At 69.8% G+C, this 24055-nt stretch carries 25 protein-coding genes; 11 read left to right on the forward strand and 14 right to left on the reverse strand.

The features are described 5' to 3' along the window. Window positions 1–3: 3 nt before the first annotated feature. Window positions 4–402, reverse strand: a complete 399-nt coding sequence (locus ACFYRH_RS00770) for a hypothetical protein (protein ID WP_387765913.1) — start codon at window positions 400–402, stop codon at window positions 4–6. Window positions 403–407: 5 nt separating this feature from the next. Continuing rightward, on the reverse strand, window positions 408–2468 hold the full coding sequence (locus ACFYRH_RS00775; protein WP_387765916.1) for a DUF5107 domain-containing protein: 2061 nt from the start codon (window positions 2466–2468) through the stop codon (window positions 408–410). A 36-nt stretch (window positions 2469–2504) separates the two neighbouring features. Between ACFYRH_RS00775 and ACFYRH_RS00780 the strand changes: the two genes are divergently transcribed. Together ACFYRH_RS00780 and ACFYRH_RS00785 are read left to right on the forward strand one after the other, a co-directional pair. After that, window positions 2505–4160 (forward strand): FAD-binding dehydrogenase, encoded by a 1656-nt coding sequence (locus ACFYRH_RS00780; protein WP_387765919.1) that lies wholly within the window; start codon window positions 2505–2507, stop codon window positions 4158–4160. A 76-nt stretch (window positions 4161–4236) separates the two neighbouring features. After that, window positions 4237–5403: a tannase/feruloyl esterase family alpha/beta hydrolase gene (locus ACFYRH_RS00785; RefSeq protein ID WP_387765922.1), complete on the forward strand. Its 1167-nt coding sequence runs from the start codon at window positions 4237–4239 to the stop codon at window positions 5401–5403. Here the strand turns inward: ACFYRH_RS00785 and ACFYRH_RS00790 are convergent. Beyond that, window positions 5387–6340 carry a serine protein kinase RIO gene (locus tag ACFYRH_RS00790; RefSeq protein ID WP_387765925.1) on the reverse strand — a complete coding sequence of 318 codons (954 nt, stop codon included), beginning with the start codon at window positions 6338–6340 and terminating at the stop codon, window positions 5387–5389. The genes ACFYRH_RS00785 and ACFYRH_RS00790 overlap by 17 nt on opposite strands. A 149-nt stretch (window positions 6341–6489) precedes the next feature. Next, window positions 6490–7203 carry an NIPSNAP family protein gene (locus tag ACFYRH_RS00795; protein ID WP_387765928.1) on the reverse strand — a complete coding sequence of 238 codons (714 nt, stop codon included), beginning with the start codon at window positions 7201–7203 and terminating at the stop codon, window positions 6490–6492. Between the two features lie 167 nt (window positions 7204–7370). Between ACFYRH_RS00795 and ACFYRH_RS00800 the strand changes: the two genes are divergently transcribed. The 3 genes from ACFYRH_RS00800 (at window position 7371) to ACFYRH_RS00810 (ending at window position 9880) form a co-directional block, all read left to right on the forward strand. After that, a complete protein-coding gene (locus ACFYRH_RS00800) occupies window positions 7371–8162 on the forward strand; it encodes a sigma-70 family RNA polymerase sigma factor (protein ID WP_387765930.1) in 792 nt (263 codons plus the stop codon). Between the two features lie 56 nt (window positions 8163–8218). Then, complete coding sequence (locus tag ACFYRH_RS00805; RefSeq protein ID WP_387765933.1) at window positions 8219–9076, forward strand: hypothetical protein; 858 nt, start codon at window positions 8219–8221, stop codon at window positions 9074–9076. A 78-nt stretch (window positions 9077–9154) separates the two neighbouring features. Further along, window positions 9155–9880 (forward strand): TSUP family transporter, encoded by a 726-nt coding sequence (locus ACFYRH_RS00810; protein WP_387765936.1) that lies wholly within the window; start codon window positions 9155–9157, stop codon window positions 9878–9880. Here ACFYRH_RS00810 and ACFYRH_RS00815 read toward each other — a convergent pair. Beyond that, window positions 9849–10514: a hypothetical protein gene (locus ACFYRH_RS00815; RefSeq protein ID WP_387765939.1), complete on the reverse strand. Its 666-nt coding sequence runs from the start codon at window positions 10512–10514 to the stop codon at window positions 9849–9851. The two genes, ACFYRH_RS00810 and ACFYRH_RS00815, sit on opposite strands and share 32 nt — an antisense overlap. A gap of 171 nt (window positions 10515–10685) precedes the next feature. On the opposite strand from ACFYRH_RS00815, the gene ACFYRH_RS00820 reads away from it, so the two are divergent. Further along, entirely contained in the window at window positions 10686–12776 is a 2091-nt protein-coding gene (locus tag ACFYRH_RS00820) for a thiamine pyrophosphate-dependent enzyme (RefSeq protein WP_387765942.1), read from the forward strand. Here the strand turns inward: ACFYRH_RS00820 and ACFYRH_RS00825 are convergent. Continuing rightward, the gene (locus ACFYRH_RS00825) at window positions 12769–13248 is read right to left on the reverse strand and encodes a DUF1992 domain-containing protein (protein WP_387765945.1); all 480 of its coding nucleotides are present in this window, start codon (window positions 13246–13248) and stop codon (window positions 12769–12771) included. The genes ACFYRH_RS00820 and ACFYRH_RS00825 overlap by 8 nt on opposite strands. 87 nt (window positions 13249–13335) lie before the next feature. On the opposite strand from ACFYRH_RS00825, the gene ACFYRH_RS00830 reads away from it, so the two are divergent. From ACFYRH_RS00830 to ACFYRH_RS00845, 4 genes are read left to right on the forward strand one after another with little or no spacing between them, the layout of a single operon-like run. Further along, window positions 13336–13917: a hypothetical protein gene (locus ACFYRH_RS00830; protein WP_387765948.1), complete on the forward strand. Its 582-nt coding sequence runs from the start codon at window positions 13336–13338 to the stop codon at window positions 13915–13917. A gap of 31 nt (window positions 13918–13948) precedes the next feature. Next, complete coding sequence (locus ACFYRH_RS00835; protein WP_387765951.1) at window positions 13949–15493, forward strand: aldehyde dehydrogenase family protein; 1545 nt, start codon at window positions 13949–13951, stop codon at window positions 15491–15493. Beyond that, window positions 15493–16644: an NAD(P)/FAD-dependent oxidoreductase gene (locus ACFYRH_RS00840; protein WP_387765954.1), complete on the forward strand. Its 1152-nt coding sequence runs from the start codon at window positions 15493–15495 to the stop codon at window positions 16642–16644. The genes ACFYRH_RS00835 and ACFYRH_RS00840 overlap by 1 nt, the downstream gene beginning before the upstream one ends. After that, window positions 16644–17624, forward strand: coding sequence for an ornithine cyclodeaminase family protein (locus ACFYRH_RS00845; RefSeq protein WP_387765957.1), 981 nt, complete (start codon window positions 16644–16646; stop codon window positions 17622–17624). The genes ACFYRH_RS00840 and ACFYRH_RS00845 overlap by 1 nt, the downstream gene beginning before the upstream one ends. 75 nt (window positions 17625–17699) lie before the next feature. Here ACFYRH_RS00845 and ACFYRH_RS00850 read toward each other — a convergent pair whose 3' ends face one another. The 6 genes from ACFYRH_RS00850 to ACFYRH_RS00875 form a co-directional block, all read right to left on the reverse strand. Next, window positions 17700–18443, reverse strand: coding sequence for an SDR family NAD(P)-dependent oxidoreductase (locus tag ACFYRH_RS00850; RefSeq protein WP_387765960.1), 744 nt, complete (start codon window positions 18441–18443; stop codon window positions 17700–17702). Further along, window positions 18443–18919, reverse strand: coding sequence for an SRPBCC family protein (locus ACFYRH_RS00855; protein ID WP_387765963.1), 477 nt, complete (start codon window positions 18917–18919; stop codon window positions 18443–18445). Before ACFYRH_RS00855 ends, ACFYRH_RS00850 begins: the two co-directional genes overlap by 1 nt. Beyond that, window positions 18916–19263, reverse strand: a complete 348-nt coding sequence (locus ACFYRH_RS00860; RefSeq protein WP_387765966.1) for an ArsR/SmtB family transcription factor — start codon at window positions 19261–19263, stop codon at window positions 18916–18918. Before ACFYRH_RS00860 ends, ACFYRH_RS00855 begins: the two co-directional genes overlap by 4 nt. A 44-nt stretch (window positions 19264–19307) precedes the next feature. Then, on the reverse strand, window positions 19308–19964 hold the full coding sequence (locus ACFYRH_RS00865) for a hypothetical protein (RefSeq protein WP_387765969.1): 657 nt from the start codon (window positions 19962–19964) through the stop codon (window positions 19308–19310). Between the two features lie 94 nt (window positions 19965–20058). After that, a complete protein-coding gene (locus ACFYRH_RS00870; RefSeq protein WP_387765972.1) occupies window positions 20059–21399 on the reverse strand; it encodes an aromatic amino acid lyase in 1341 nt (446 codons plus the stop codon). Further along, window positions 21399–22412, reverse strand: a complete 1014-nt coding sequence (locus ACFYRH_RS00875) for an ornithine cyclodeaminase family protein (protein WP_387765975.1) — start codon at window positions 22410–22412, stop codon at window positions 21399–21401. Before ACFYRH_RS00875 ends, ACFYRH_RS00870 begins: the two co-directional genes overlap by 1 nt. Window positions 22413–22475: 63 nt before the next feature. On the opposite strand from ACFYRH_RS00875, the gene ACFYRH_RS00880 reads away from it, so the two are divergent. Further along, a complete protein-coding gene (locus ACFYRH_RS00880; RefSeq protein ID WP_387765977.1) occupies window positions 22476–23183 on the forward strand; it encodes a hypothetical protein in 708 nt (235 codons plus the stop codon). Here the strand turns inward: ACFYRH_RS00880 and ACFYRH_RS00885 are convergent. Next, on the reverse strand, window positions 23180–23566 hold the full coding sequence (locus ACFYRH_RS00885; RefSeq protein WP_387765980.1) for a pilus assembly protein CpaE: 387 nt from the start codon (window positions 23564–23566) through the stop codon (window positions 23180–23182). The genes ACFYRH_RS00880 and ACFYRH_RS00885 overlap by 4 nt on opposite strands. A gap of 96 nt (window positions 23567–23662) precedes the next feature. Further along, entirely contained in the window at window positions 23663–24037 is a 375-nt protein-coding gene (locus tag ACFYRH_RS00890; protein ID WP_387765983.1) for a hypothetical protein, read from the reverse strand. Between the last annotated feature and the right edge of the window lie 18 nt (window positions 24038–24055).

Raw genomic sequence — 24055 nt, forward strand, 5'->3', positions numbered from 1 at the left:
CGGTCAGGCTGCCGGGGCCGCGGAGTACGGGCCCAGGGTCGGCCAGTGGCTGACCCGGCCGGCCAGGCGCGCCCGGCGGGGTGTGCGGACGTCGTAGGCGACGATCACCCGATCGTCCTTGGCGTACGGGATACGGCTGCCGACGGGGAACTTGCGAGCGACCTCGTACGGGCCCTCACCCCGGCGGGTGTAGTACTCCACGATGACCTCGGTGTAGACCGCCGGGGCACCGCTCTGCAGTTGGCCGCGGACCGGGCCACGCACCCGGATCACCCGTCCCGCGGTCTTCTCTTCCGTGCCGGTGGGGAGCTGGTCCCGCCGGATCCCGGCCAGGACGTCGGTCACGATGAAAGCCGCAACCACCAGCACCAGGCCGAAACCTAGAACAACGATCGTCAACATGGCACTCACCCCCGACGCGCCACCCGCGAGTGACGCGGTCGTTGTCGAAACTGCCTTGCGCGGCCCTTGCCGCACACCGGTGAGACGCCACCGGATTCCACTTGGTTCCAGGTAAGTACAAAATCTTTTCTACATGAACATGGTAGAGCCCGGTGGAGCGGTGTTGCTAGGGGTAGAGTTGACCTGAAGTTGTCAGTTTCCGCCCATCCCGAACTGGTACTGCGGTGGAACTGGCCGGTGGGTGCCAAGTGCCTCCTCGGCCGCCAGCCAGTACTCGGTGAGCGGATTCGCGCCCTCCCGGACCGTGGCGAGCTGGATCCCGGCCGCCAGCAGTTCATGGGCGCGCGCCGGGTTTCCGGTCCCAATGCGTGCCTGACCTGCAGCAATTGGATCCGGGGATCGTCCGGGGCGTGCGCCAGCATCCGCTCGGCGCGGGCAACGTCGGAGTCGAGCGCGGCCGCGACCGCCTCCACCACCAGCGGCACCAGATCGGGCCGGAGTTCGACCGCGCGCTCGTAGTACACCGATTCTCCCGTGACTACACCGAGGTTGCGTAGAGCCCAGGCATTGTCGCCGGACTGCCGCCACGCGGCGATCGCGCCGTCGACATCACCGTCGTAGTGCCGCGCGACGCCGCGGTGGTACCAGACCAGCCAGTTGTCCTCCGCGGCCTCCAGCAACTCCCGCCACGCCACCAACGTCCCATCCGGTACGTCGTCCTCCGCCGGCAGCCGTCCGTCGAGCAGCGGCAGCCACGCCCGCTCACGCGCCGTCATCGTGTCCGGAGCGAACGGCGTACCGCCTGACACCGTCCAACCCGTGCGCGCCAACTCCAGCGCGCCCCATCCCGAGCCGACCGCGAGACTTTCCGTCGGTACTGCGTCGGCGATCTCGAGCCACGCCTCCTCCTGGGCAGGCAGCGCCTCGAGCAGCGGAGCCAGCGCGGCGGCGCCTGCGCGACGGGCCGTGCGCCAGTCGTCGGAGTGCGCAGCGGCCGGGTCCACCGACATCCGGCCGTACGCCTCCAGCCAGTGCCAGTTCGTTCCGGCCGGCAGCTTGAGGTGCTCCATCTGCGTCCGGGCGAGACCGGCCTGAATCTCGGCGTACCCGTCGCCTTCGAGTCCCGGCGACAGCCACTCCTGCCAGCGGTGGCCGCCGTCGCCCTGGCCCCAGACGAACAGCTTGCGGCCCTGCAGCCCCTCGGTCGACGCCTGCACCAGACCGGCCCCGGCGCCGTCGACCGACGCGATCCACGAGTCCTCGTCGGCCAACGGCTCGAAGAAGAAGTCGACCGCCCGCGGGTGCCGCGTCGGATAGGTCAGATCAGCGCCCTCATACAGCGGTACGTCGACCAGGTCGAGGCGACTGCCGTACCCGAACCGCCACGCCTGGTCCGCCGGGACGAGCACCCGCCGGTCCGGCGACTGCGGGACCGCGATGTTCGACCACCAGTACGCCGGGACCTCGGTCTCGGACGGGTTCTGCAGGCGCACGCCGACGTACAGGAACTCGGAGTCGTCCGGGAGCCAGAAGTCGAGTTGGGTGACGAGGTTCCGGGTGCGCTCGAGTTCCCACAGGCGCAGCACCGGGGTACCGTCCGGGCCTTCGACGCGGGCGGCGTGCATCGGGGCGCAGGTGCCGGTCCAGTGACCGGTGCTGCCGACGTTCCACTCGACCCCGCCGGCGAACCAGGCGTTGCGCAGGGCGAGGTTCGCGGGCTGGAAGACGGGGTTGCGGTAGAGCAACTCCTCGCCGGTCGCCTTGTGCACGAGCGAGTACAGCCGGCCGCCGAGGCCGGGCAGGACCGTCGCCCGGACGTGGTCGTTCTCCAGCACCAGCACGGGGAGCGGCGTCTCCACCAGCGTGCGGTCGTAGCCGTCCTGGTTCAGGCACGGCAGCGGGCTGTGCAGACGCCCGTACTCGATGTTCTCGCGGAGGTCCGCGGGCAGGTCCGCGATGTTCTCGACGTGGTGCGGCTCGCGCTGCGTGCGCAGCGGGGCGAGCGGGTTCTCCGGACCGAGCGAAGCTGCGGGAAGTACGACGTTTTGCGCAGAAAGAATCGTCACGCACTCATCTTCGCAAGTGCGCTATACATGGTCGACATGGACGCTGATGTGATCGTCGTCGGGGCGGGACTGGCCGGGCTGGCCGCGACCGCCGAACTGGCCGACGCGGGCCGGAAGGTGCTGCTGCTCGACCAGGAACCCGAGGCGTCGCTCGGCGGCCAGGCGTTCTGGTCGTTCGGCGGCCTGCTGTTCGTCGACTCCCCCGAGCAACGCCGGATGGGGATCAAGGACTCCCGCGAGCTCGCGCTGCAGGACTGGCTCGGCTCGGCCGGGTTCGACCGGCTCGACGACGAGGACAAGTGGGCGCGCCAATGGGCCGAGGCGTACGTCGACTGGGCGGCCGGCGAGAAACGCCCGTGGCTGCATGCCCAGGGGGTGCGGTTCTTCCCGGTGGTCGGTTGGGCCGAGCGCGGCGGGTACAACGCCGACGGCCACGGCAACTCGGTGCCACGCTTCCACATCACCTGGGGCACCGGCCCGGGTCTGGTCGCGCCCTTCGAGCGACGCGTCCGGGAGGCGGTCGCGAAGGGCCTGGTCGAGTTCCGGTTCCGGCATCGCGTCGACGAGCTGACCGTGACCGGCGGCGCTGTGGACGGCGTCGCGGGCAAGATCCTCGAGCCCAGCGGCGTACGGCGTGGTGAAGCGAGCTCACGTGTCGAGGCCGGCGACTTCGCACTGACGGCGCAGGCGGTGATCGTCACGTCAGGCGGCATCGGCGGCAATCACGACCTGGTCCGTCAACAGTGGCCGGAGCGGATGGGCACGCCTCCGAAGCGGATGATCAGCGGGGTACCGGCGCACGTCGACGGCCGGATGCTCGCGATCACCGAGAAGGCCGGCGGCCGGTACGTGAACCGGGACCGGATGTGGCACTACACCGAAGGCATCCAGAACTGGGACCCGATCTGGCCGCTGCACGGGATCCGCATCCTGCCCGGCCCCTCGTCGCTCTGGTTCGATGCCACCGGCAAGCGACTGCCGGTGCCGCTGTTCCCCGGGTTCGACACGCTCGGCACCCTCGAACACATCATGCGGACCGGGCACGACTACACGTGGTTCGTGCTGACCCAGAAGATCATCGAGAAGGAGTTCGCCCTCTCCGGCCAGGAGCAGAACCCGGACCTCACCGACAAGGACATCAAGGGCGTCCTCGGCCGGGCTCGCGGCGGCGCGACCCCGCCGGTGCAGGCGTTCATGGACAAGGGCGCGGACTTCGTTGTCCGCGGCAACCTTCCGGACCTGGTCCGGGGCATGAACGACCTCACCGGCGAGAACCTGATCGACCTCGACGACCTGGAGCGGCAGATCGTCGCGCGGGACCGCGAGCTGACCAACACGTTCACCAAGGACCTGCAGGTGACCGCGCTGCGCGGCGCCCGCAACTACCGCGGCGACAAGCTGATCCGGGTCGCGTCGCCGCATCGCATCCTCGACCCGAAGGCCGGCCCGCTGATCGCCGTCCGGCTGAACATCCTGACCCGCAAGTCGCTCGGCGGCCTGCAGACCGATCTGGACTCCCGCGTGCTGCGCGCCGACGGCACTCCGCTCCCCGGCGTCTACGCGGCCGGCGAGGTCGCGGGCTTCGGTGGCGGCGGCGTCCACGGCTACCGCTCGCTGGAAGGTACCTTCGTCGGCGGCTGCCTCTTCACCGGCCGTACGGCGGGACGCGCGGCCGCGAAGGCAGTGTCCTGAGGAACCATCGTTGGCCTCGTGGTTATGTGCTGCGATCCGATGTCCGGGCAGGAGGGCGGGATCCTAGCGTGACGCCATGCGCCGACTCCTCATCCTCGCCACCGCCACCGTCCTGCTCGCAGGAGTGACCGTGCCGGCTGATGCCCGTCCTCCGGTCCGGGTCCCCGATGCGGAGCACCAGGAGGTCGCCCAGCTCGACGACCTCACCACCGCGGGGACGGTCGGGTCCGGTCATACCAACCCGGCCGACTACGCGGGTCTGACCCATGCCGGGCTGCCCGCGCATTCCGGCGTACCCGGGGTGCAGATCGACGGGTACTTCCCGGACAACTCGCACACCAACACCAATCACGGGTGGAACCACGACTCGCAGTTCGTGATCCGGCTGCCCGAGCACTGGAACGGCGGTCTCGTGGTGTCCGGGTCGCCCGGTGTACGGGCGCAGTACGCGAATGACGTCGCGATCTCGGACTACGTGCTGTCACTCGGGTACGCGTACGCCGCGACCGACAAGGGCAACACCGGCGCGGAGTTCTTCACCGACGGCCGGCGGCCCGGGGACGCGATCGTCGAGTGGAACGTGCGGATGACCCAGCTCGCCCGAGCAGCTCGCGCCACCGTCGAGCAGTACTACGGGCATCGCCCCCGCGAGGTGGTAGCGGCCGGGATCTCGAACGGCGGGTACCTGGTCCGCTGGCAGCTCGAGAACCACCCCGAGCTGTACACCCGCGGTGTCGACCTCGAGGGCACGCTCTGGACCGTCGACGGGCCGAACCTGTTCACGCACTTGCCGCAGGCAATCAAAGGTTACGAGCAGCAGAACCCGGCGTTGATCACGGCCGCCGGCTTCGACCCGAGGTCCGAGTTCCTGTGGGACTACCACTACACGGTCTACTGGAAGCTGACCCAGCGGATCTACGCCGCCGAGCTGGACCCGACGTACACCGGTAGCGAAGCGGACTACGACTACGCGTTCCGGCCCGAAGCACACAAGGCGATCAAGCGGATCGCGCTGACCGGGAAGATCCGCAAGCCGCTGGTCACCATCCAGGGCACCTACGACAGCCTGCTCCCGATCACCCAGGACTCCGACGTGTACGCCGAGATGGCGCGGCACACCGGCTTGCACAGGTACCAGCGGGTCGAGGCAGGTAATCACGTCGACGGTCTCGTCGACACCTACCCCGACCGGCTGGTCCCGCTCGTCCCCCTGTTCCAGGAGGCGATCAGAACACCATGGTGAGCAGGTCGGCGAACAGTTCCTGTTCGTCGATCTCCAGCCCGCGGTTGGTGAACCAGGTCGCCATGTTGTGGCAGTCGCGCAGCAGGAACTCCATGCCCTTGGGATTGCCGACCACATCGATCACCTGTGGGAGGTCGATCATCACGATCCGCTCCCCCTGGGCGAGGACGTTGTACGGCGAGAGGTCACCGTGGGCCAGACCGGCGCGGGCCAGCTCACGCATCCCGTGGCGGACCTGCTCGAAGTAATGACCGAGCAGGTCCTGCGACGGCCGGACCTGGGCGAGCCGCGGCGCGGCGCCGCCCTGACCGTCGTCGATGAACTCCATCAGCAGTTCGGTGCCGTCGACCTGCACGGGGTACGGCACCGGGACGCCGGCCGTCCACAGCTGACACAGCGCGCCCCACTCCGCGCCTGCCCACTGGCCCGCGGCGACACTGCGGCCGTGCGCGGTCTTCTTGTGCATCGCCCGGCTGTCGCGGCTGTTACGGACCCGGCGGCCCTCGACGTACGCCGTGCTGCGGTGGAACGACCGGTGTTCCTCGGTGCGGTACCGCTTCGCGGCCAGCAGCGAGGACTTCGCCGGGTTGTCGCCGATGGCTTCGACGGCCCGTTCGACCAGGAAGACGTCGGCTTCCTTACCGGTTTTGAGGACGCCGAGCTCGGTGTCGATCGCAGCCTGTTCCGTCACAACCCAGTCGGGTCGTGGTTCCGGGCCGCGAGAGCCGCGCTCGACGTCCAGCCAGGTGGACCACCGCTGATCCGGGCCCAGACGCTCGTCCACCGAGTGGAACTTGAAGACGAAGGCATCGGACGGATCTGGTAGGGACTCGTCGCTGGTGCTGAATTCGCTGAAAGCGCCTTCGGCGCGGGCAGCCCAGCGGGAGTCGAGATCTGCGGAAGAAGTGGTGTCAGAGATGTGGTACTTCGAAGACAACGGGTGTGCTCCTGAACGAAGAAGAGAAACTGACGCGGACATGCCGCAGCACAGTGATGGCCATCCGTCAGCCCTCCTTAGGTCCAGGCAGCGTTCGCCGCTACTCGGTCAGACCAGGATGCCCGCCCGCTCCGCACCCCGCAACGTATTTACCGGAACTGCGATCGCGCGGTCGGCCGGAGCCGCAGTTCCTGGGCCGGCCGCGCCGACCGGCAGACCAGTTCCGGCAGCACCCGCTGCTGCCACACCCTGGACGCCGCGAGCTGCCGGCGATGCTCGGCGTACGCCGTGTCGCCGGCGAACCGTGCGAACCAGGCGAGCACCACCTCGTCCCGCAACGGCAGCTGCGGAAAGTTGTTCTCGGCAACCAGACTCTCGAACACCGCGACCGGCTCGGCCCCGGTGCCGGCCAGCACCGGCGCGACCCGGTCGGTGAAGAACTCGACGAACCCGTCGTCCTCCGCACCCCGGTGATAGACGGCGCCGGCGACCACCGAGTCCGCCGGCCCGTCCTCCCGCACCACGTCGAGCGCCGGGTACGCCGCACCGAGCCGCACCGGCCTGAGTAACAAAGCGTTGTCCGAGTCAACCATCGTCGCGTTCGCGGCCGCGGCGTGCGCCCGCCAGATCGGCCCGTAGTAGAAGGCGTTCAGCGCGTCCGCCCGCGCGGGCAGATCACGGAAGCCGCGCAACCAGACGAACCGGTCCGGGTGATCGAGGTCACGGAACTGACCGGAGATGTGCATCCCGGTCTGCTCCTGTCCCTCGACGAAGTACGTGTCGAAGAGGTCGATCAGAGTGTCCCGATGTCCGGGGTGCAGCGTGTACTGGCGCAGGTCGACGACGGCGCAGCAAGCGTTCATAGGTGTCAGCGAAGCACCGAAACCTGACAGTTACCGTCAGGCGACAGTCGTTTCAAACAGTCGTAACAGCCTGGTACTTGAAAGCGCTGGCCGAGTTTGGTCTGGTGGAACCAGTGGTTGAGCCCCCTGCCACCAGACTTGCACGACGACACGACGAGGTATCTCCCGTGACGATCGCAGCTGCCGAAGACACCAAGCAAACCATCGCCGATGCCACCCACGAACTGCTGCTCGAGGCGGACAGCGTCCCGGATCCCCGCCATCAGGCGTGCCTCGACGAGGTCGTCCTGCTGAACGCGCCGGTGGCGAGATCGATCGCCTCGCGCTACCGCAGCAAGGGTGTGGACGCCGACGACCTCGAGCAGGTCGCGTACCTGGGGCTGGTGAAAGCCGCCAACGGCTACCGCCTGGACGCCTCGACCGCGTTCCTCTCGTACGCCGTACCGACCATCCGGGGTGAGCTGAAGCGGTACTTCCGCGACTGCGCCTGGACGATCCGGCCGCCACGCCGGGTCCAGGAGATGCAGGGCAACATCGCCGCGGCCGAGCCGGAGCTGATCCAGCGGCTCGGGCACGTGCCGACCGACGAGGAGACCGCCGAGGCGCTCGGCACCGAAGCGTCCGAGGTCGCCGAGGCCACCTCGGTCCGTGGCTGTTTCAGCACGCTGTCCCTGGACGCTCCGGGCGCGTCGGAGGGTGGCACCAGCCTGCTCGACACGGTCGCGGACGCCGAGAACGGCTATGACCTGGTCGAGGACGTGCACACCCTCACGCCGGCGGTCGCGAACCTCGGCGACCGGGACAAGCGGATCCTCCAGCTGCGGTTCTGCAACGGCTTCACCCAGGAGGAGATCGGCCACGAACTCGGGGTCAGCCAGATGCAGGTCTCCCGGCTGCTGCGCGGGATCCTGGAGAAGCTACGCGCCGACCTGGCCGCCGGAGTACACAAGAAGAGCTAGCTCGGGGGTCTTCCGAGGCCGGCGGCGGACGCGGCTCGGTGCGGTAGCGTCGCCTCGTGGACTTCGACGAGGCGGCGGACGCGCTCTACGCGGCGCCGGCTGCCGAGTTCATTGCCACCCGCAATGAGCTGGCCAAGCAGCTGAAGGCCGACGGCGACCCGCTCGGGTCGACCCGGCTGAAGGCGCTGCGCAAGCCGACGGTCGCGGCCTGGGTCACCAACCTGCTGGCCCGCAAGCTTCCGGACGAGCTCGACGACCTGCTCGCGCTCGGTGACGAGTTCCGCGAGGCGACCGCCGATCTCGACGGCGAGCGGCTGCGCGAACTGACGCCGAAGCGCCACAAACTGCTGGACGCGCTGGCCAAGCAGGCCGCCCGGTTGGCCGGCGACGAGGGCCAGAAGATCAGCGCGGACGTCGGCCAGAAGCTCCGCGAGACCCTCGACGCGGCGCTGGTGGATCCGGCCGCGGGCGATGCGGTGCGGGAAGGCCGCCTGAGCAGTGCGCTGCGGCACGTCGGGTTCGGCGTCGTCGACGAGAACGGCGAACCGTCCAACGTCACGCCGCTCACCGACGAACGCCGCCGGGCCGCTCGTGATCGTCGCACAGCGCAGCAGCGGGTCGAGACGGAGACCGCGAAGGAGAAGCAGGACGCCGCGCAACGGGAGCAGGAGGAACGGGAGGCCGCCGAGCGGGCCAAGGCCAAGCAGGCCCTGGAGGACGCGGTCGCGGCGGCGCAGCAGGCCGAGGCGAAGGTCGAGGACCTCGACACCCAACTCGACGACGCTCGCGAAGCGCTCTCGGAGGCTCAGGCCCTCGTGCACCGCCTCGGCTCCGAACTCGACGAAGCCCGCCGCGCGGCCCGCGACGCCCAGAAGGAGAGCCGCGAGGCCCGCAAGCGCTACAACCGCCTCTGAACAGGCAACACAGAAGACAACCGGGCAGCAGAAGACCGGGCACCAGGCGGCCTGAACCGACCGGCTAGGGTCATTGGCGTGGGTGGGCTTCTGCTGGGTGGCGTGGTGGTGTTGGGGGCGTCGGTCCAGTGGATGACCGGGATGGGGTTCGCCCTGGTCGCAGTGCCGGCGTTGGTGCTGGTTCTTGGGGCTCAGGACGGTGTGGCGCTGGCCAACTGTGCGGCCGGAGTGATCTGTCTGGCCGGTCTGTCCGAGGGTTGGCGACGGGTTCGGTTGCGCTCGATGGTGCCGTTGATCGTCGCTGCGGCGTGCACGGTTCCGGTCGGCGGCTGGTTCGCGCGGCGGCTGCCCGAGCCCGTTCTGCTGGTCACGATGGGTGCGCTGGTGACGGTCGCCGTACTGCTGCTGCTTCGCGGTCTCCGGCTGCGCGCGCTGAGTGGTGTCGGTGGAGCCGTGAGCGCCGGCGCGGTCGGCGGTTTCATGAACGCGGCCGCGGGTCTCGGCGGTCCGCCGGTCTCCCTGTACGCCGTCAACGCGGGCTGGACGATCCACGAATTCGTCCCGAACGCGCTGTTCTACGGCGCCGTCGTCAACGTCTTCTCGGTCGTCGCGAGCGGACCTCCGCAGCTCAGCAGGGTCCAGTGGATCGTCGCGGCGATCGGATTGGCCATCGGAGCGGTGGCCGGGCGGACGCTGGCCGGACGGGTGTCCGAGCCACGGGCGCGGCTGCTGGTACTGATGCTGGCCCTGGTCGGCGGGGCGACCACGGTGCTCAAAGGCGTGTGGGGCCTTCTCCCGGCGTAGGCAGGAGGTAGCGGCTCGGATTCGCCGGGGCGCCGGCGTCGAGCCAGCGGTGGAAGCCGTCCGGGTTGCGTTTTTCGAACTCGTCGAGGCAGATCCGCCGTACCTCGGCGACTGCCTGGCGGTCCCGGAGCCCGGCGTCGTGGGCGAGCTGCGTCACGGTCTCCGACCAGACACCGCAGAGCTCCTCGATGCTGAGCGGGCACTTCAACGACGCGATCAACTGCTCGTCGTCAGCCAGCTGAGCCTCGGTCAACCGCTCCAGCTTGCGCTGCTTGCGGGTCGCTCGCCGCGGCGGCCGATCGGGTACGGCGAGGTCGATCAGCACGAAGAGTGCGGCCAGGACCAGCGCCGCGGTGACACCGAGTCCACCCCAGGCGAGCAGCCGGACCAACCCCGGCAAGGCCAGCACCGCGGCCGCCGCCGTCGCCGCGACCAGACCCGCCGAGCCGTACGGCGCGTCGTCCGTCACGTGCCGGACCACCGCCGCCAGCGGCCAGACCAGCACGAACACCGCGGCGAGCAGGATCGACGCGGCCACCGGGCCGAGCAGCAGGACACCGGCGAGCGCCCCGGCGGTCCCGACCCCGAGACCGGCCGCGAGGCCCATCCGCCGTACCAACCCGGACTGACGCATCACTCACTCACCGTCACCCAGCACACCCCACAGAACCCACGAAGTCCTCCCCCGAAGAACGAACAACACCCCAGCACCGTTCCCCCTCCGGCGCCTGAGCAATCCACCGGGTGTGTGTTCAGGGTGTGGTCGCCGCTGTGGTGCCGGCCGTCTTCGCGGATGATGTATCAGATGAGGACCTTCGCCGACCGCGTCCGCGGCCTCGCCCCGGCCCCGTGGGAGCACGACGCAGAGCTGCTCCGCGGCCTGTTCGACGCTCAGCTCGGCAGCCGGCACGCGGACCTCGCCGCCCGCTGGATGCAGTCCCAGGGCACCGGCTTCTACACGATCGGCTCGGCCGGTCACGAGGGCAACGCGGCGGTCGCCGCCGCCCTGGAGCCGACCGACCCGGCACTGCTGCACTACCGCTCCGGCGCGTTCTACCTGACCCGGGCCGCCCAGTGCGGCTCCAAGGACGGCCTGCGGGACATCCTGCTCGGCGTCGCCGCAGCCACCAGCGAGCCGATCGCGGGCGGCCGGCACAAGGTGTTCGGCCGCGCCGAGCTGGCGGTCATCCCACAGACCTCGACGATCGCGTCGCACCTGCCGCGGGCGATGGGCGTCGCGTTCTCGCTGGCCCGGGCGGCGAAGCTCGGCGTACCGTCGCCGTGGCCGGCCGACGCGATCGTGGTGACCAGCTTCGGGGACGCGTCCGCGAACCACTCGACGGCGACCGGCGCGATCAACGCCGCGCTGCACGCGTCGTACCAGGGTCTGCCGATGCCGTTGCTGCTGGTCTGCGAGGACAACGGGATCGGGATCAGCGTGCGGACACCGGACGGCTGGATCCGGCAGGCGTACGGCTCGCGCCCCGGCCTGCGGTACTTCGACGCGGACGGCACCGACCTCGACGCGGCACTGTCGATGGCGACCGAGGCCGCGACGTTCGTACGCCGGAACCGGCGGCCCGCGTTCCTGCGACTGCGGACCGTGCGGTTGCTCGGCCACGCGGGCTCGGACGTCGAGACGGCGTACCGCTCGCCCGCCGAGCTGGCCGCGGACGAGGAGCTCGACCCGCTGCTCGGCACGGCGCGGTACCTGCTGGGCGCCGGCTACACCGCCGACGAGATCATCGAGCTGTACGAGGACAAGCAGGCGGAGGCGCTCCGGATCGCGGCCGAGGTCGCGGGGCTTCCGCAGCTCACCTCCGCGGCGGCCGTCGCGGCGCCCTTGCGCTTCCCAGCGCCGGAGGCGGTCGCCGATGCGCTGCCGGAGCGCACGTCCTCCACCGAGCTCCTGACGCTGAGTCAATCCGTCAACCGCGCCTTGGGCGACGTACTGGCGTCCTACCCGGAGGCGATGGTCTTCGGCGAGGACGTCGGCCGCAAGGGCGGTGTGTACGGCGTGACGCGCGGACTGCAGAAGGCGTTCGGACCGGCCCGGGTGTTCGACACGTTGCTCGACGAGCAGTCGATCCTCGGACTCGGGCTCGGCGCGGGCGTCTCCGGACTGCTGCCGATCCCGGAGATCCAGTACCTCGCCTACCTGCACAACGCCGAGGACCAGCTCCGCGGCGAGGCGGCGTCACTGAAGTTCTTCTCGCAGGAGCAGTACGCGAACCCGATGGTGCTGCGGATCGCCGGGTACGGGTACCAGAAGGGCTTCGGCGGTCATTTCCACAACGACGACGCGATCGGCGTACTGCGGGACATCCCGGGCGTCGTCATCGCGTCACCGTCGCGGCCCGACGACGCGGCCGCGATGCTGCATGCCTGCGCGGCCGCGGCGCGTTCGTCCGGGACGGTCAGCGTGTTCCTCGAGCCGATCGCGCTCTACCACCGGCGTGACCTGTACGAGGACGGTGACGAGCAGTGGCTGGCGGCGTACCCCTCCGAGCCGGTGCCGATCGGGCGGGGCCGGACCTACGGGGACGGCAGTGAGCTGACGATTGTGACGTTCGGGAACGGTGTACCGATGAGTCTTCGGGTAGCGGCTCGGGTGCCCGGGGTCAGGGTTCTCGACCTGCGCTGGCTGGCGCCCTTGCCGGTCGAGGATCTGTTGCGCGAGGCAACAGCCACCGGCCGGGTGCTGGTCGCCGACGAGACCCGGCGCTCCGGCGGGGTCTCCGAGGGCGTCCTGGCCACGCTCATCGACCACGGGTACGCCGGGCGGCTGGCGCGGGTGACGAGTTACGACTCGTACGTCCCGCTCGGCGCGGCCGCGCACGAGGTCCTGCTCGCCGAGCAGACCATCGAACGCGCGGCCCGCGACCTGCTCAGCTGAACAGCCGCTGCCAGATCGACTTCTTCCGCGCCGGCCGGTGTTCCCCGGCGGGCTGCGGCCGGGGCTCGCGTGCGGGCCGGTCCATCCGCCACTGCGCGATGACCGCTTCCTCGTTCACCGGGCCGGTCGGCACGACCGGGCCGGTGGTGTCGCGGATGCTGACCCGGATCCGCTTGTTCAGGTCCGCCAGGTACTCGCGGACCTCGGACTCGCGCCGCATGCCGCGGACCTTCTCGTGGACGTGCTGCTTCTCCTTGCGGAGCTGGACCGCCGGCGGCAGCAACGCCTCGGTCTCGACGTCCTCACGGCGGATGAAGTCCTTGACCCACCAGTCGGGGTCGTGCTGGTCGGCGAGCTTCAGTGGCTTGCCCGCTCCGGGCAGATTGTCGAACTCGCCCTGGTTCTGGGCCAGCTTGATCTGCGACTCGACCCATTCCTGGTTACTCATACCCGGTGGTCTGCGCTTGGTCATCGCCACACCTCGTCTGTCGTCGTCGACAGTTGCTTCGGAGAAACATCCTACTAGCTTGTGAATGCAATCACAAGGCATACTCGAAACGTGCAGCTGACCGATGAAGACATCGCGGCGATGACGCCGGCCGAGCGACGGGACCTGATCCTGCGGCTCGCCCCGCGACCGGGCGGGTTGCCGTCCCGGCAGACGATCGAGCGGATCCGCAAGTGGCGGACCGTCCTGGTCCTGGTGTGTGTGGCGGTCCTGGTCCCGTGGACGGTGTACCTGGCGATCACCCTGCCCAACCACTACGTGGCCCGGAACTGGGTCGCGACCTGGGTCGGGTTCGACATCTTGTTGCTCACGATGCTGGTGCTGACCGCGATCGGCGGCTGGAAACGCAAGCAGTTCGTGTTCCCGACCGCGTTCGCGTCCGGCGTCCTGCTGATCTGCGACGCCTGGGTCGACGTGATGACCAGCCAGCGCGGCGGCGACCTCACCCAGGCGCTGCTCAGCGCGCTGCTGGTCGAGCTCCCGCTGGCGTTCGTGCTGATCGCCGGCCCGCTCCGCCTGCTCCGGATGATCGCGATCCGGCACGGCATGGTCCACCCCGACTCGCACCTGTGGCGGCAGCCGATCCCGATCCCGGACCTCTATCCCGACCACAAGGTGCCGCCCGCGATCTAGAGTTGCGGTTCAGACGAGGAGAGGATGCCGCGTGGCCGGTGAGGTGCTGTCCGTTGTCGGTGGCGAGCGGGTTGCGGAGACGGTACGGCGTACCGCGTCGACCAATCCCGCGCGGTTGAGCGAGATCGTCGGGACGATCGGGAGCGCCGGGCCGGAGGTGTTCGTGCGGGCGGCCGAGGCGGCGCACGCCGCGCAGCCGGCCTGGGCCGCGACGCCGGCACCGCAGCGCGGCCAGGTGATCTCGAACGTCGGCCGGCTGATGACCGCCAACAAGGAACGGCTCGCCGCACTGGTCACCCGGGAGATCGGGAAGCCGCTCGCCGAGGCGCTCGGCGAGGTGCAGGAGATCATCGACACCTGCGACTTCTTCCTCGGCGAGGGCCGCCGGCTGTACGGGCAGACGGTGCCGTCGGAAATGCCGGACAAGCAGCTGTTCACGTTCCGGCGCCCGGTCGGAACGGTTTCCGTGATCACCGCCGGAAACTTTCCGGTCGCCGTTCCGTCCTGGTACATCGTGCCGGCGCTGCTGTGCGGAAACTCCGTGGTCTGGAAACCGGCGGAATACTCCGCCGTCGTTTCCGACGCGTTCTACGAGATCTTCGCGCATTCCGGCGTACCGGCCGGGGTCTTCAACGTGGTGTACGCCGACGGGCCGGACACGTTCGCGGGTCTCGAGCAGGCGTTGCAGGCCGGACTGATCACCAAGGTCGGGTTCACCGGTTCGAGCGCGGTCGGTACCCGGATCGGTGAGCTGTGCGGCCGGCACCTGCAGACCCCGTGCCTGGAGCTCGGCGGCAAGAACCCGATGGTGATCACCGAGGACGCGGACCTGGACCTGGCGGTCGAAGGCGCCCTGTTCTCCGGCTTCGGTACGGCGGGCCAGCGCTGCACGTCCCTCGGCACGGCGATCGTGCACCGGTCCGTGTACGACGAGTTCCTCGACCGCTTCGCCCGCGCCACCGCGGCGGCGGCGATGGGCGACCCGACCCAGGACGTGCTGTTCGGGCCGTTGCTGGACGAGAAGTTCGCGGCCGGCTTCGAGAAGTCACTGGGCTGGATCACCGCTCACCACCGGGTGATCGGCGCGATCGGCCGGGTCACGGCCGCCAACCCTCGCCCCGGGTTCGTCGGTGATCCGGCAGCCGGGCTCTTCTACCACCCGGTGATCGTGGCCGGCGTGCGGCCGGACGACGAGCTGTTCCTGAACGAGACGTTCGGTCCGGTCGTCGGCGTCACGGCGTACTCCGAGCTGGACGAAGCGATTGCGCTGGGCAACAAGTCGGGGTACGGGCTGTCGAGTTCGATCTACACCACCGACCCGAACAAGGCGTTCCGGTTCGCGCAGGGAATCTCGGCGGGGATGGTCAGCGTCAACAACTCGACGTCCGGTGCGGAGGCGCACCTGCCGTTCGGCGGAAACGGGAAGTCGGGGAACGGTTCGCGGCAGAGTGGGATGTGGGTGCTGGACCAGTTCACCCGCTGGCAGTCGCTGAACTGGGACTACTCGGGCAAGCTCCAGAAGGCCCAGATGGATACGGAGACGGTGGAGGCCGACCTCTCGTTCCGGCTGCCCTGATGGCGGCACCGCTGCCGGAAACCGCCGAGGTGGTGATCATCGGCGGCGGCGTGATGGGCACGAGTATCGCGTTTCACCTGGCCGAGGCCGGCGTACCGGACGTCGTGCTGCTGGAGATGAACGGACTCGGCTCGGGCTCGACCTGCAAGGCGGCCGGCGGGGTGCGTGCGAACTTCTCCGACGAGGTGAACATCGCGCTGGGCGCCCGCAGTCTGGAGGCGTTCGCGCGGTTCGGCGAGCGGCCGGGGCAGGACATCGATCTGCATCGGGTCGGGTATCTGTTCCTCCTGGAGACTGCCGAGCAGGTCGAGCATTTCCGCGAGAGCACCGCCCTGCAGAACCGCCTGCAGGAAACCGGCGGGCGACCGACGCGGATGGTTTCCGTCGACGAAGCCGTCGCGCTGGCGCCGCTCGTGGCGCCGGACGGGCTGGTCGGCGCCTGCTTCTCGCCAACCGCGGGGCATTGCACGCCGGAGTCCGTCGTACTCGGATATGCGTCGGCGGCGCGGCGGCTGGGCGCGACGCTGGTGACCGGGTGCGAGGTGGTCGGGATCGATGCGGCCGGCGTGCGGACGAATCGCGGGGTCGTTCGGACGCCGACGGTGATCTGTGCGGCGGGCGCCTGGTCGGCGGGGCTTGCGGCGATGGTCGGGGTCGACCTGCCGGTGGTCCCGCTGCGGCGGCAGATCGTCGTGACCGAGGCGATCGCAGGTCTGCCGGACACGTTGCCGATGACGATCGACTTCACGAGCACGTTCTACTTCCATCGCGAGGGCCCTGGGTTGCTGGTCGGGATGTCGGATCCGGACGAGCTGCCCGGGTTTCACCTGGGCCGGACCGACGCGTGGATCCCGCGCCTCACCGAGGCGATGGCGAGGCGAGCGCCTGCGTTGCTCGATGTCGGGCTGACGGGTGGCTGGGCCGGGCTGTACGAGGTGACGCCTGATCACAACGCGCTGATCGGCGAGGCGGACACATCGTCGCGTTTCCTTTATGCGACAGGATTTTCGGGACACGGTTTCCTGCAAGGCCCGGCGGTCGGTGAGGTGATCCGCGACCTGTACCTGGGTCGCCCGCCGGTCGTCGACGTCACCCCACTGGATGCGCGCCGGTTCCAGTCCGGCACCCGAGCCGAACGGAACATCGTCTGATGACAGTCCTGTTGACGCGCTCGGACATCCTGCAGTCCCTCCAGGTGCCCGACGTACTGGAGTGTCTGCGCACCGGTTTCCTGCAGGCCGCCGAGGTGGAGCCGTTGCGCATCCGCACAGACCTTCCAGGACCTGGTACGGCGACTGCGTTGTTGCCCGGGTTGATTCCAGGCATTCCGGCGTACACCGTGAAGGTCAACGCGAAGTTCCCTGGTGCGACACCCGCGCTCCGCGGCGTGGTCTGCCTCCACGACCTGACCGACGGCACGCTCCTCGCGCTCCTGGACAGCGCCACCGTCACCGCCTGGCGCACCGGCCTGGCCGCCGCCCTGGCCACAATCACCTTGGCCCGACCAGCCGAGCCGACCTGGGGAGGATCACACCCCCAGATCGGGCACAAGGTCCTCCCCGGATCAGGTCAGGCGGTGGGAGTGGTGGGGGCAGGGGCGCAGGCGGCGATGACGTTGGCGGGTATCGCCGCGCTTCGGCACGTCGATCACCTCGTCGTGCACGATCTGGATCCGGGGCGTGCCGCGGATTTCCTTGCACAGCAAGGGATTCCGGGGGTGGTGGTGAACAGTCCACGGGAGGTGGCCGCGGCGGCCGATGTCGTGGTGCTGGCCACGTGGTCCCGGACACCGCTGCTCACCGCGGCCGATCTCCGGCCGGGGCTGCACCTCACTACGTTGGGCGCGGACGAGCCGGGGAAGGTGGAGCTGTCCCGGGATCTGTTGGAGGCGGCCCGAGTCGTGGTGGATGATCGGGCGCTCGCGGTGCAGATGGGTGCTCTGGGCAACGTTGGCTTGACCGCGGACGGCGTTCACACGCTGACCGAGGTGCTGACCGGCGCTGCTGCAGGACGCCGGTCAGCGGAGGAGGTCACCGTCTATGCGCCCGTGGGACTCCCCTGGCAAGATCTCGCCATGGCCTGGCCCCTCCACCAGGCCACGCATGGGCGCACGATCGACTTCCTCAGCTAGTTGAAGTCGGTCTCGGCTAGTTGAAGTCGGTCTCGGCTAGTTGAAGTCGGTCTCGGCTAGTTGAGTCGGTCTCGGCTAGTTGACGACCGCGCCGGCGGTGAGGTTGATCGCGGTGCCGGTGACGGAGCGGGCCAGGTCCGAGGCCGCGAAGGTGGCGACGGCACCAACATCGGCCAGGGTCGCGGCCCGGTTCAGCATCGTCTGCGCCGCGGTGTGCTCGGCGACCTCGCGCCGGAAGTCCTCGGGGTAGGTGTCCGGGTTCGACTCCGGGATCCCGTTCGTCTGCAAGGTGATCACGCGGATGCCGTGCGGCCCGAGCTCGCGGGCGAAGCTGCGCCGCAAGGCCTCCACCGCGCCGAACCCGGCCTGGAAGCTGCCGAGGTTCGCCGCCGGGTCGCCGTACCCGCCGAAGGTGAGGATGACGCCGGAGCGCTGCTCGACCATCCGCCGGGCGGCGGCGCGGGAGGTGAGGTAGTAGGTGCGCAGCATGTTCCGCACCGGTTCCTCGATGTCCGCGAGGGACATGTCGATCAGCGGCGTCCCGAAGTACTGCTGGTGGCCGATCAGGTTGAACGAGATGTCGATCCGGCCGACGGTCTCGGCGTGCTGGTCGACCGAGCGTTCGTCGAGCGCGTCGACGACCGCGGTCTCGGCCTTGCCGCCGGCCGCGCGGATCTCGCCCGCGACCCGTTCGAGGGTGTCGGCCGTGCGGCCGGCCAGGTGCACCGTCGCGCCTTCGGCGGCGAAGGCCTTCGCGACCGCACCGCCGATCGGCCCGGCCGCGCCGTACACGATCGCCTGCTTGTCGTTGAGCATCATCAGGTGGCCTCCTCGGCCAGTTCGGTGACGAGGTCGTCGAGCTGTTGCATCGACGCGCGGATCCCGCGCTCCATCCCGCCGGCGACGTACAGGTCGCGGTCCTCGACGGCGAAGAACACGGTGTTCTGGGTCAGCGTGGTGACCCCGTCGGCCTCGTCGAAGGTGATCAGATTCAGGTAGACGGTCCCCGGCGCCTGGTCGAACTCGTACGTCTGCACGATCCGCTCCGGCGTCGGCTCCCCGTGGTACAGCCCATGGAACACATAGCCCTTGCCGTCGCCGTCGTAGTGCGTCCACCGCCAGCGGCCGCCGTGCTGCGGGTCGAGCTGGTTCACGACCAGCTCGAGCCCGGCCGGACCCAGCCAGCGCTTCACCAGGTCGGGCTCGGTGTAGGCGCGGAACAGCAGCTCCCGCGGGGCGTTGAACGTCCGGACGACGACGACCTGCGGAACGCCGGGCTCCGCGATGACCTTCACGATTGCTCCTTCAGGTCGTCGAGCAGATCGTCGAGCCGATCGAAGCTCTCCGCCCAATAGCCGCGGTAGTCCATCAGCCAGCCGACCGCTGCGCGGAGCGGCTCGGCCTCGAGGTGGCTGAGCCGGGCCGTGGCCCGCTGGGACCGGCTGATCAGGCCGGCCGCCTCGAGCACCTTCAGGTGCTTCGAGACCGCCGGTTGGGACATGCTGAACGGCGCCGCGAGCTCGGCGACCGTCGCGTCGCCGTGCTGGAGCTGGGTCAGGATCGCCCGCCGAGTCGGGTCCGCGAGGGCCGCGAACACGCCGGTCAACATGTCTTCATAACCAGATGGTTTCAGAACCATGTGGTTAAGAATGCAGACCGGACCGGCCGGCTGTCAACCGGACGTCACGGATGCTGCGGCGACTGCCAGTTGTTCGGGTCGCACCAGTCGGGGTCGATCCCGCGATCGATGCAGTACTGCCGGAGTTCCTCACGCGTCGACGGCCGAGCGGTCGGCCTCGGCGGCTTAGGCGGCTTCGTGCTCGTCGTCGTCCGCGTCGGCTTGGGATCCGGCGTCGGCTCGGTCCGCCCGGTAGTCCGCTCGGTAGTCCGCGTGACGGTCGGCTTCCGAGTCGGCCGCTGGGTCGGCACCTGAGTCGGCGCGACCGTCTTCGGCACCTGGGTCGGTGTAACGGTCTTCGGCACCCGCGGCGGCGTGACCGTCGGGGAGGTAGAAGTCGGTGACGGTACGGCGGGACTCGTCGCGTCGTCCTGGAGGAACTTCACGGCCGCCGTCTCGTCCGAGCCCCCGAACAGGCTGATCGACGACACCACGACTCCGAGGACCAGGACGGCCGCCGCGGCACCGGCGTACACGACCCGGCGGGACGGGGCGGCGTACTGACCGAGTGGGCCGCGGACCGGCTTGCCCTTGCCGTCGACCCAGAACGCCCAGCCCTCCGGCGCCGGCGGCCAGGACGGATCGGGGCGCCAGGTCTTCGGTGGCACCCAGCTGCGACGGGGTGGGGTCGGCCAGTTCGGCGGGGCCACGAACCGCTTCAAGGGAACTCCTCCACTCGACCGGGACTCACCCAGGCCAACGACACAGACCAGAAGCAGGCTACTCGCGGCGTGGAGCAGTTGCTGGTACGGCGGGTCAGGGCCGGAGAACGTCGGCGAGGAGCCTGGTCAGGTCCTCGCCGAACGGGCGGTCGCCGGCGATCGGAGGTACGACGTCGTCGACCGCCCGCAGCAGTTCCTGGAGTCCCGGCGGCACCGGACGCCCGGACAGGGCGAAGGCCTGACGTACGGCGAGCAACTCGCAGGCGGCTGTGCCGCGGGTGAGGCGGATCGCGTCGCCGAGGTTCCCGACGGCTTCCCAGGAGAACGTCTGGACGTCCTCCTGACCGTTCGACGTCTCCGTCGTACTGATTGCCGTGGGCAGCGTCAGGCGGCGGAGCTGGTGGGCCGTCGCGACCGCTCGTTTGTGCACGGCGACGAGGCCGGCCTGCGGCCCGGGCTCGCGCGCGAGCTGCGCGGTCAGTCCGGTCACGGCGGGATCCAGCAGTCTGTGCAGTCGCGCCACCGAGACCTCGGCGGCGTGGGCGAGCGCCGCCGTCAGGTGATCGCAGTGCGCGGCCAGGTCGATCCCGTGAAAGCCTGCCGTTCCGACGAATTCACCGTCCAGGTACGCCGGTGAGTCGGTCACACCGTCGAACGCCCGCTCGACCGCGTCGTCGAGCTGCCGCACAGTCCGTCGTACGTGGGCGATCACGTGGCCCGCCACGCGGAACGACACCGGGGCCTGCAGGCTCCGGGGCTCCTCCTCGGGGCCCGCCAACTCCCGCAGTCGCGCCAGTTCGGACGCCAATACGGCGTCTCCGCGGCCCACCGCCGGACGGTACGGATCCCGGTTCGCGCCGACCACCGCGATCGCACCGGCCGCAATGGCGCTGAGTCGCTCGACCAAGCGGTGAGCGTTCGCCGCATGGAGAGCGGCCCGGCCGGTTGCGCCAGGGATGCCGGCCAGCAGCGCGATGCCTTCCTTGGGGCCGGGATCGAGAGAGGCGAACGCATGCGCCAGCGGGATGATCTCGCCGGCCGATCCGGCACCTTCGGCGGGGATGTCCGGGACCTCGCCACTGTTGATCAGGGCAACCAACGCCTGGACCAACTCGACCGACACCGCGGCGTCACCGGTGAGGAACGTTCGCAACCGGCCGATCAGGACCGCGCGGGCTTCCTCGGGCGGCAGCCACGGCGGGCCGCCGACCGCCCGGCCGAGGAGCAGGTTGCGCTGGTGCACGCGCTGCTCGTCCTCGGTCAGGCGGACCTTGCTGAGGTTGCCCATGCCGGTGTTCACGCCGTACACGGGACGGCCCGACGCGAGAGTGCGGAGGGCGGCGGTACGGGTCGCGGCCAGGCGGTCGAGGAGCGCGGGGGCCAGCTCGATCCGAGCGGGACTCGCCGGGTCCAGGTCGGCGGGATCCTCGATCATCAGTGGAACCGGAGCATGGTGCCGGCGTCGGCGGCCTCGGCGCGACGCAGGATCAGGTGCGCGATCGCGACGTCCAGGAGCGACAGCCCGCGGTGCCAGAAGAGGTTGCGCTCGGCATCGTTCTCGCGACCGGGTTTGTGGCCCGCGACGATCGCGCCGATCTCGCCGTACAGCGTCTCCGGGGACAACCGGCCGGTGTCCACGTGCCGTCGCAGCGCACCGAAGCGGCCGGACTGCGCCTCCCGCCAGTCGTCGACGACGACCTTGTCCATCACGTCGAGCAGGTCCAGCTCGACCGCGGACACCGTGCCGTACGGTACGACGAACGCTCCGGGCCGGACCGCCGCCGTACGCAACAGTGGCTCTGGCTCGGTCAGCCGGGTCGCCTCGACGAGGACGTCGGCGCCGTCGAAAGCCTCCGCCGCGGTCGCGCACACCCGGATCGGCGTGGACAGTTCGGCGGCGAGGTCCGCGGCGAACTTCTCCCGGGACTCCGGTCGCCGTGACGTCACCCGGATCTCGTCGAGGTCGAGCAGGTCGTCGAGCATCGTGACGTTCCACCACGCAGTACCCCGGGCTCCCGCGTGCGCGAGGATCTTGCTGTCCCGGCGGGCCAGGTGCCGGGCGCCGACCGTGGTCATCGCGCCGGTCCGGGCGGCGGTGATCATCGTCGCGTCGAGCACCGCCAGCGGTACGCCGGTGGTCGGGTCGAACAGCGTCGCCATCGCGAGCTCGCTCGGCAGGCCCTGCTGGTAGTTCGGGACGAAGTCGCCGACCACCTTCACGCCGCTGATCCCGTGCTCGCCGAGGCCGTCGAGGTGACCGCGGAGCACGTTGAAATGCCCGATCCCGCCGTTGTCCGGGGTGAGGTGGACGCGCGGCTCGAAGGCGGTCCGGCCCTCGCCGTGTTCACGGACCGCTTCCTCGACGGCGTCCACGATCTCCAGCCGGGTCAGCCCCAGCGCGTCGATGTCCGGGCCGCTGAGGAAACGCAGCCAGATCCCGTCCGTCACATGGCTCCTTCGGTTGCCGTCGATCGATACTTTAGTTTCACGTCGTGACGCTACGTTCGGGACATGGGGTCGACGACTGGAACACCGGAGCGCACCGTCATCGGGCATTCGACCACTGACAAAGTGGTGCTGTTCGGCGGACTGCCGCTGGTCGGGCTGGTGCTCGGCTTCTTCCTGCCGCGGATCGCGGACTGGGCCGCCGACCGGAGCTGGGTGCCGTTCCAGGGGCCGCTCAAGCTGATCGCCGCGTGGGACAGCTGGTGGGTCGTGGTGATCTGCGTCCTCGTCGGTCTGGTCGCCGGCGTGGTCCTCGCCGGGATGGCGCTCGACGACACGCTCAAGGTGACGATCACCGACCGGTCGGTGGAGTTCCTGAAGAACCAGAAGGCGGTGACGGTGCCCCGGGAGAAGGTCGCCGTCGCGTTCCTGGACGGGAAGGAGATCGTCCTCCAAGACGCCACGTCCCGGGAGCTGGCGCGTGAGAAGCACGACCAGCTGAAGGCCGAGGCCCAGCGGATCCCGGCCGCCTTCCGGGCGCACGGTTACCCGTGGTCGGACGCGGGCGACCCGCACGAGTCGGCGTTCCGCCGCTGGATCGAGGACGACCCGGAGCTGCCGCCCGCGGTGAACGCCGTCCTCAAGGTCCGTTCGAAGGCGTTCGGCGACGGCGACAAAGGCAAGGCCGACCTGCGCGAGCTCCGCACCGAGCTGACCAACCTCGGCTACACGGTCAAGGACCGCGACAAGGTGCAGTACTGGCGCGCGTCTTAGGCACCCAGAAGGTGCATCAGAGCGTCGGCGTACGCCTGCTCGGCGTCGGTGGAGGTGTGGGTGCTGTCGGTCAGCGTGACGCGCCAGCCATCGGGGGTCGACTCGAGGGAGCGGAAGTGCGGGCCGAGGAGCGCGCGGAGCTGCTCCTCGCGGGGTAACCAGATGACTTCGCGCTGCTCGATGCTGTCCAGCGCCCATTCCGTGGTGCCGTTGAAGCCGATCACCTTGCTGCCCTGGTAATCGTGCACCTCGACGGTCATGTCGCTCACCACGAACACGTCCTCGTCCATGTCCCGGTCCGGTACGACGAAACGATCACCGGCGCCGGGGCTCCACAACACCCCGGCCTTGCGCAGTCGTCCGGCCTGCTCGATCGTGATCACCCTTCCATCCTCCCCACAGCAGGCAAACGCCGCAGGTCCGCGCGAGCCGCGGCCACCGAGACACGGCTCGCGCGGTGGACCTCCAGGGCCTCGGGGTCAGCGCGCGAGGGCGCTGCGCAGCTCCTCGGCCCGCTGGGCGATCCGGTCCCGGCACTCGGTGGTCAGCGGCAGGTCGAGCAGCGCCGTGGCCTGCAGGTGACTGAGCGCGAACCGGTCTCGTAGCCGGCGTACGGCGAGTGCGCGGTCCGGCGCGGAACGCAGTACCTCAGCGACCTCGTCGCGGCGCTCGAACGCGGACAGGACGCCGTCGTAGATCTCCAGCTGGGTGAACGCGGACCGGTCCGGCTCCGGCGGCATCGCGTGCTCGGACTTGTCACCGGTGCGGATCACCTGCCGCCACAGGGCGGGGACGGCGAGCCGGGCGCGGGTGTAGCGCCGCCGGGCGAGGGGCTGTGCGTAGGTCATAGTCATGAGAAATCCCCCTAGTGA

It is taken from the genome of Kribbella sp. NPDC004875 (assembly GCF_042873375.1).
Lineage (GTDB): Bacteria > Actinomycetota > Actinomycetes > Propionibacteriales > Kribbellaceae > Kribbella.

Coding starts and splice junctions, on each gene's coding strand:
- ACFYRH_RS00770 (WP_387765913.1), bottom strand. CDS start 402: ATGTTGACGATCGTTGTTCTAGGTTTCGGCCTGGTGCTGGTGGTTGCG.
- ACFYRH_RS00780 (WP_387765919.1), top strand. CDS start 2,505: ATGGACGCTGATGTGATCGTCGTCGGGGCGGGACTGGCCGGGCTGGCC.
- ACFYRH_RS00785 (WP_387765922.1), top strand. CDS start 4,237: ATGCGCCGACTCCTCATCCTCGCCACCGCCACCGTCCTGCTCGCAGGA.
- ACFYRH_RS00795 (WP_387765928.1), bottom strand. CDS start 7,203: ATGAACGCTTGCTGCGCCGTCGTCGACCTGCGCCAGTACACGCTGCAC.
- ACFYRH_RS00815 (WP_387765939.1), bottom strand. CDS start 10,514: ATGCGTCAGTCCGGGTTGGTACGGCGGATGGGCCTCGCGGCCGGTCTC.
- ACFYRH_RS00820 (WP_387765942.1), top strand. CDS start 10,686: ATGAGGACCTTCGCCGACCGCGTCCGCGGCCTCGCCCCGGCCCCGTGG.
- ACFYRH_RS00825 (WP_387765945.1), bottom strand. CDS start 13,248: ATGACCAAGCGCAGACCACCGGGTATGAGTAACCAGGAATGGGTCGAG.
- ACFYRH_RS00840 (WP_387765954.1), top strand. CDS start 15,493: ATGGCGGCACCGCTGCCGGAAACCGCCGAGGTGGTGATCATCGGCGGC.
- ACFYRH_RS00845 (WP_387765957.1), top strand. CDS start 16,644: ATGACAGTCCTGTTGACGCGCTCGGACATCCTGCAGTCCCTCCAGGTG.
- ACFYRH_RS00850 (WP_387765960.1), bottom strand. CDS start 18,443: ATGATGCTCAACGACAAGCAGGCGATCGTGTACGGCGCGGCCGGGCCG.
- ACFYRH_RS00860 (WP_387765966.1), bottom strand. CDS start 19,263: ATGGTTCTGAAACCATCTGGTTATGAAGACATGTTGACCGGCGTGTTC.
- ACFYRH_RS00870 (WP_387765972.1), bottom strand. CDS start 21,399: ATGATCGAGGATCCCGCCGACCTGGACCCGGCGAGTCCCGCTCGGATC.
- ACFYRH_RS00880 (WP_387765977.1), top strand. CDS start 22,476: ATGGGGTCGACGACTGGAACACCGGAGCGCACCGTCATCGGGCATTCG.
- ACFYRH_RS00890 (WP_387765983.1), bottom strand. CDS start 24,037: ATGACTATGACCTACGCACAGCCCCTCGCCCGGCGGCGCTACACCCGC.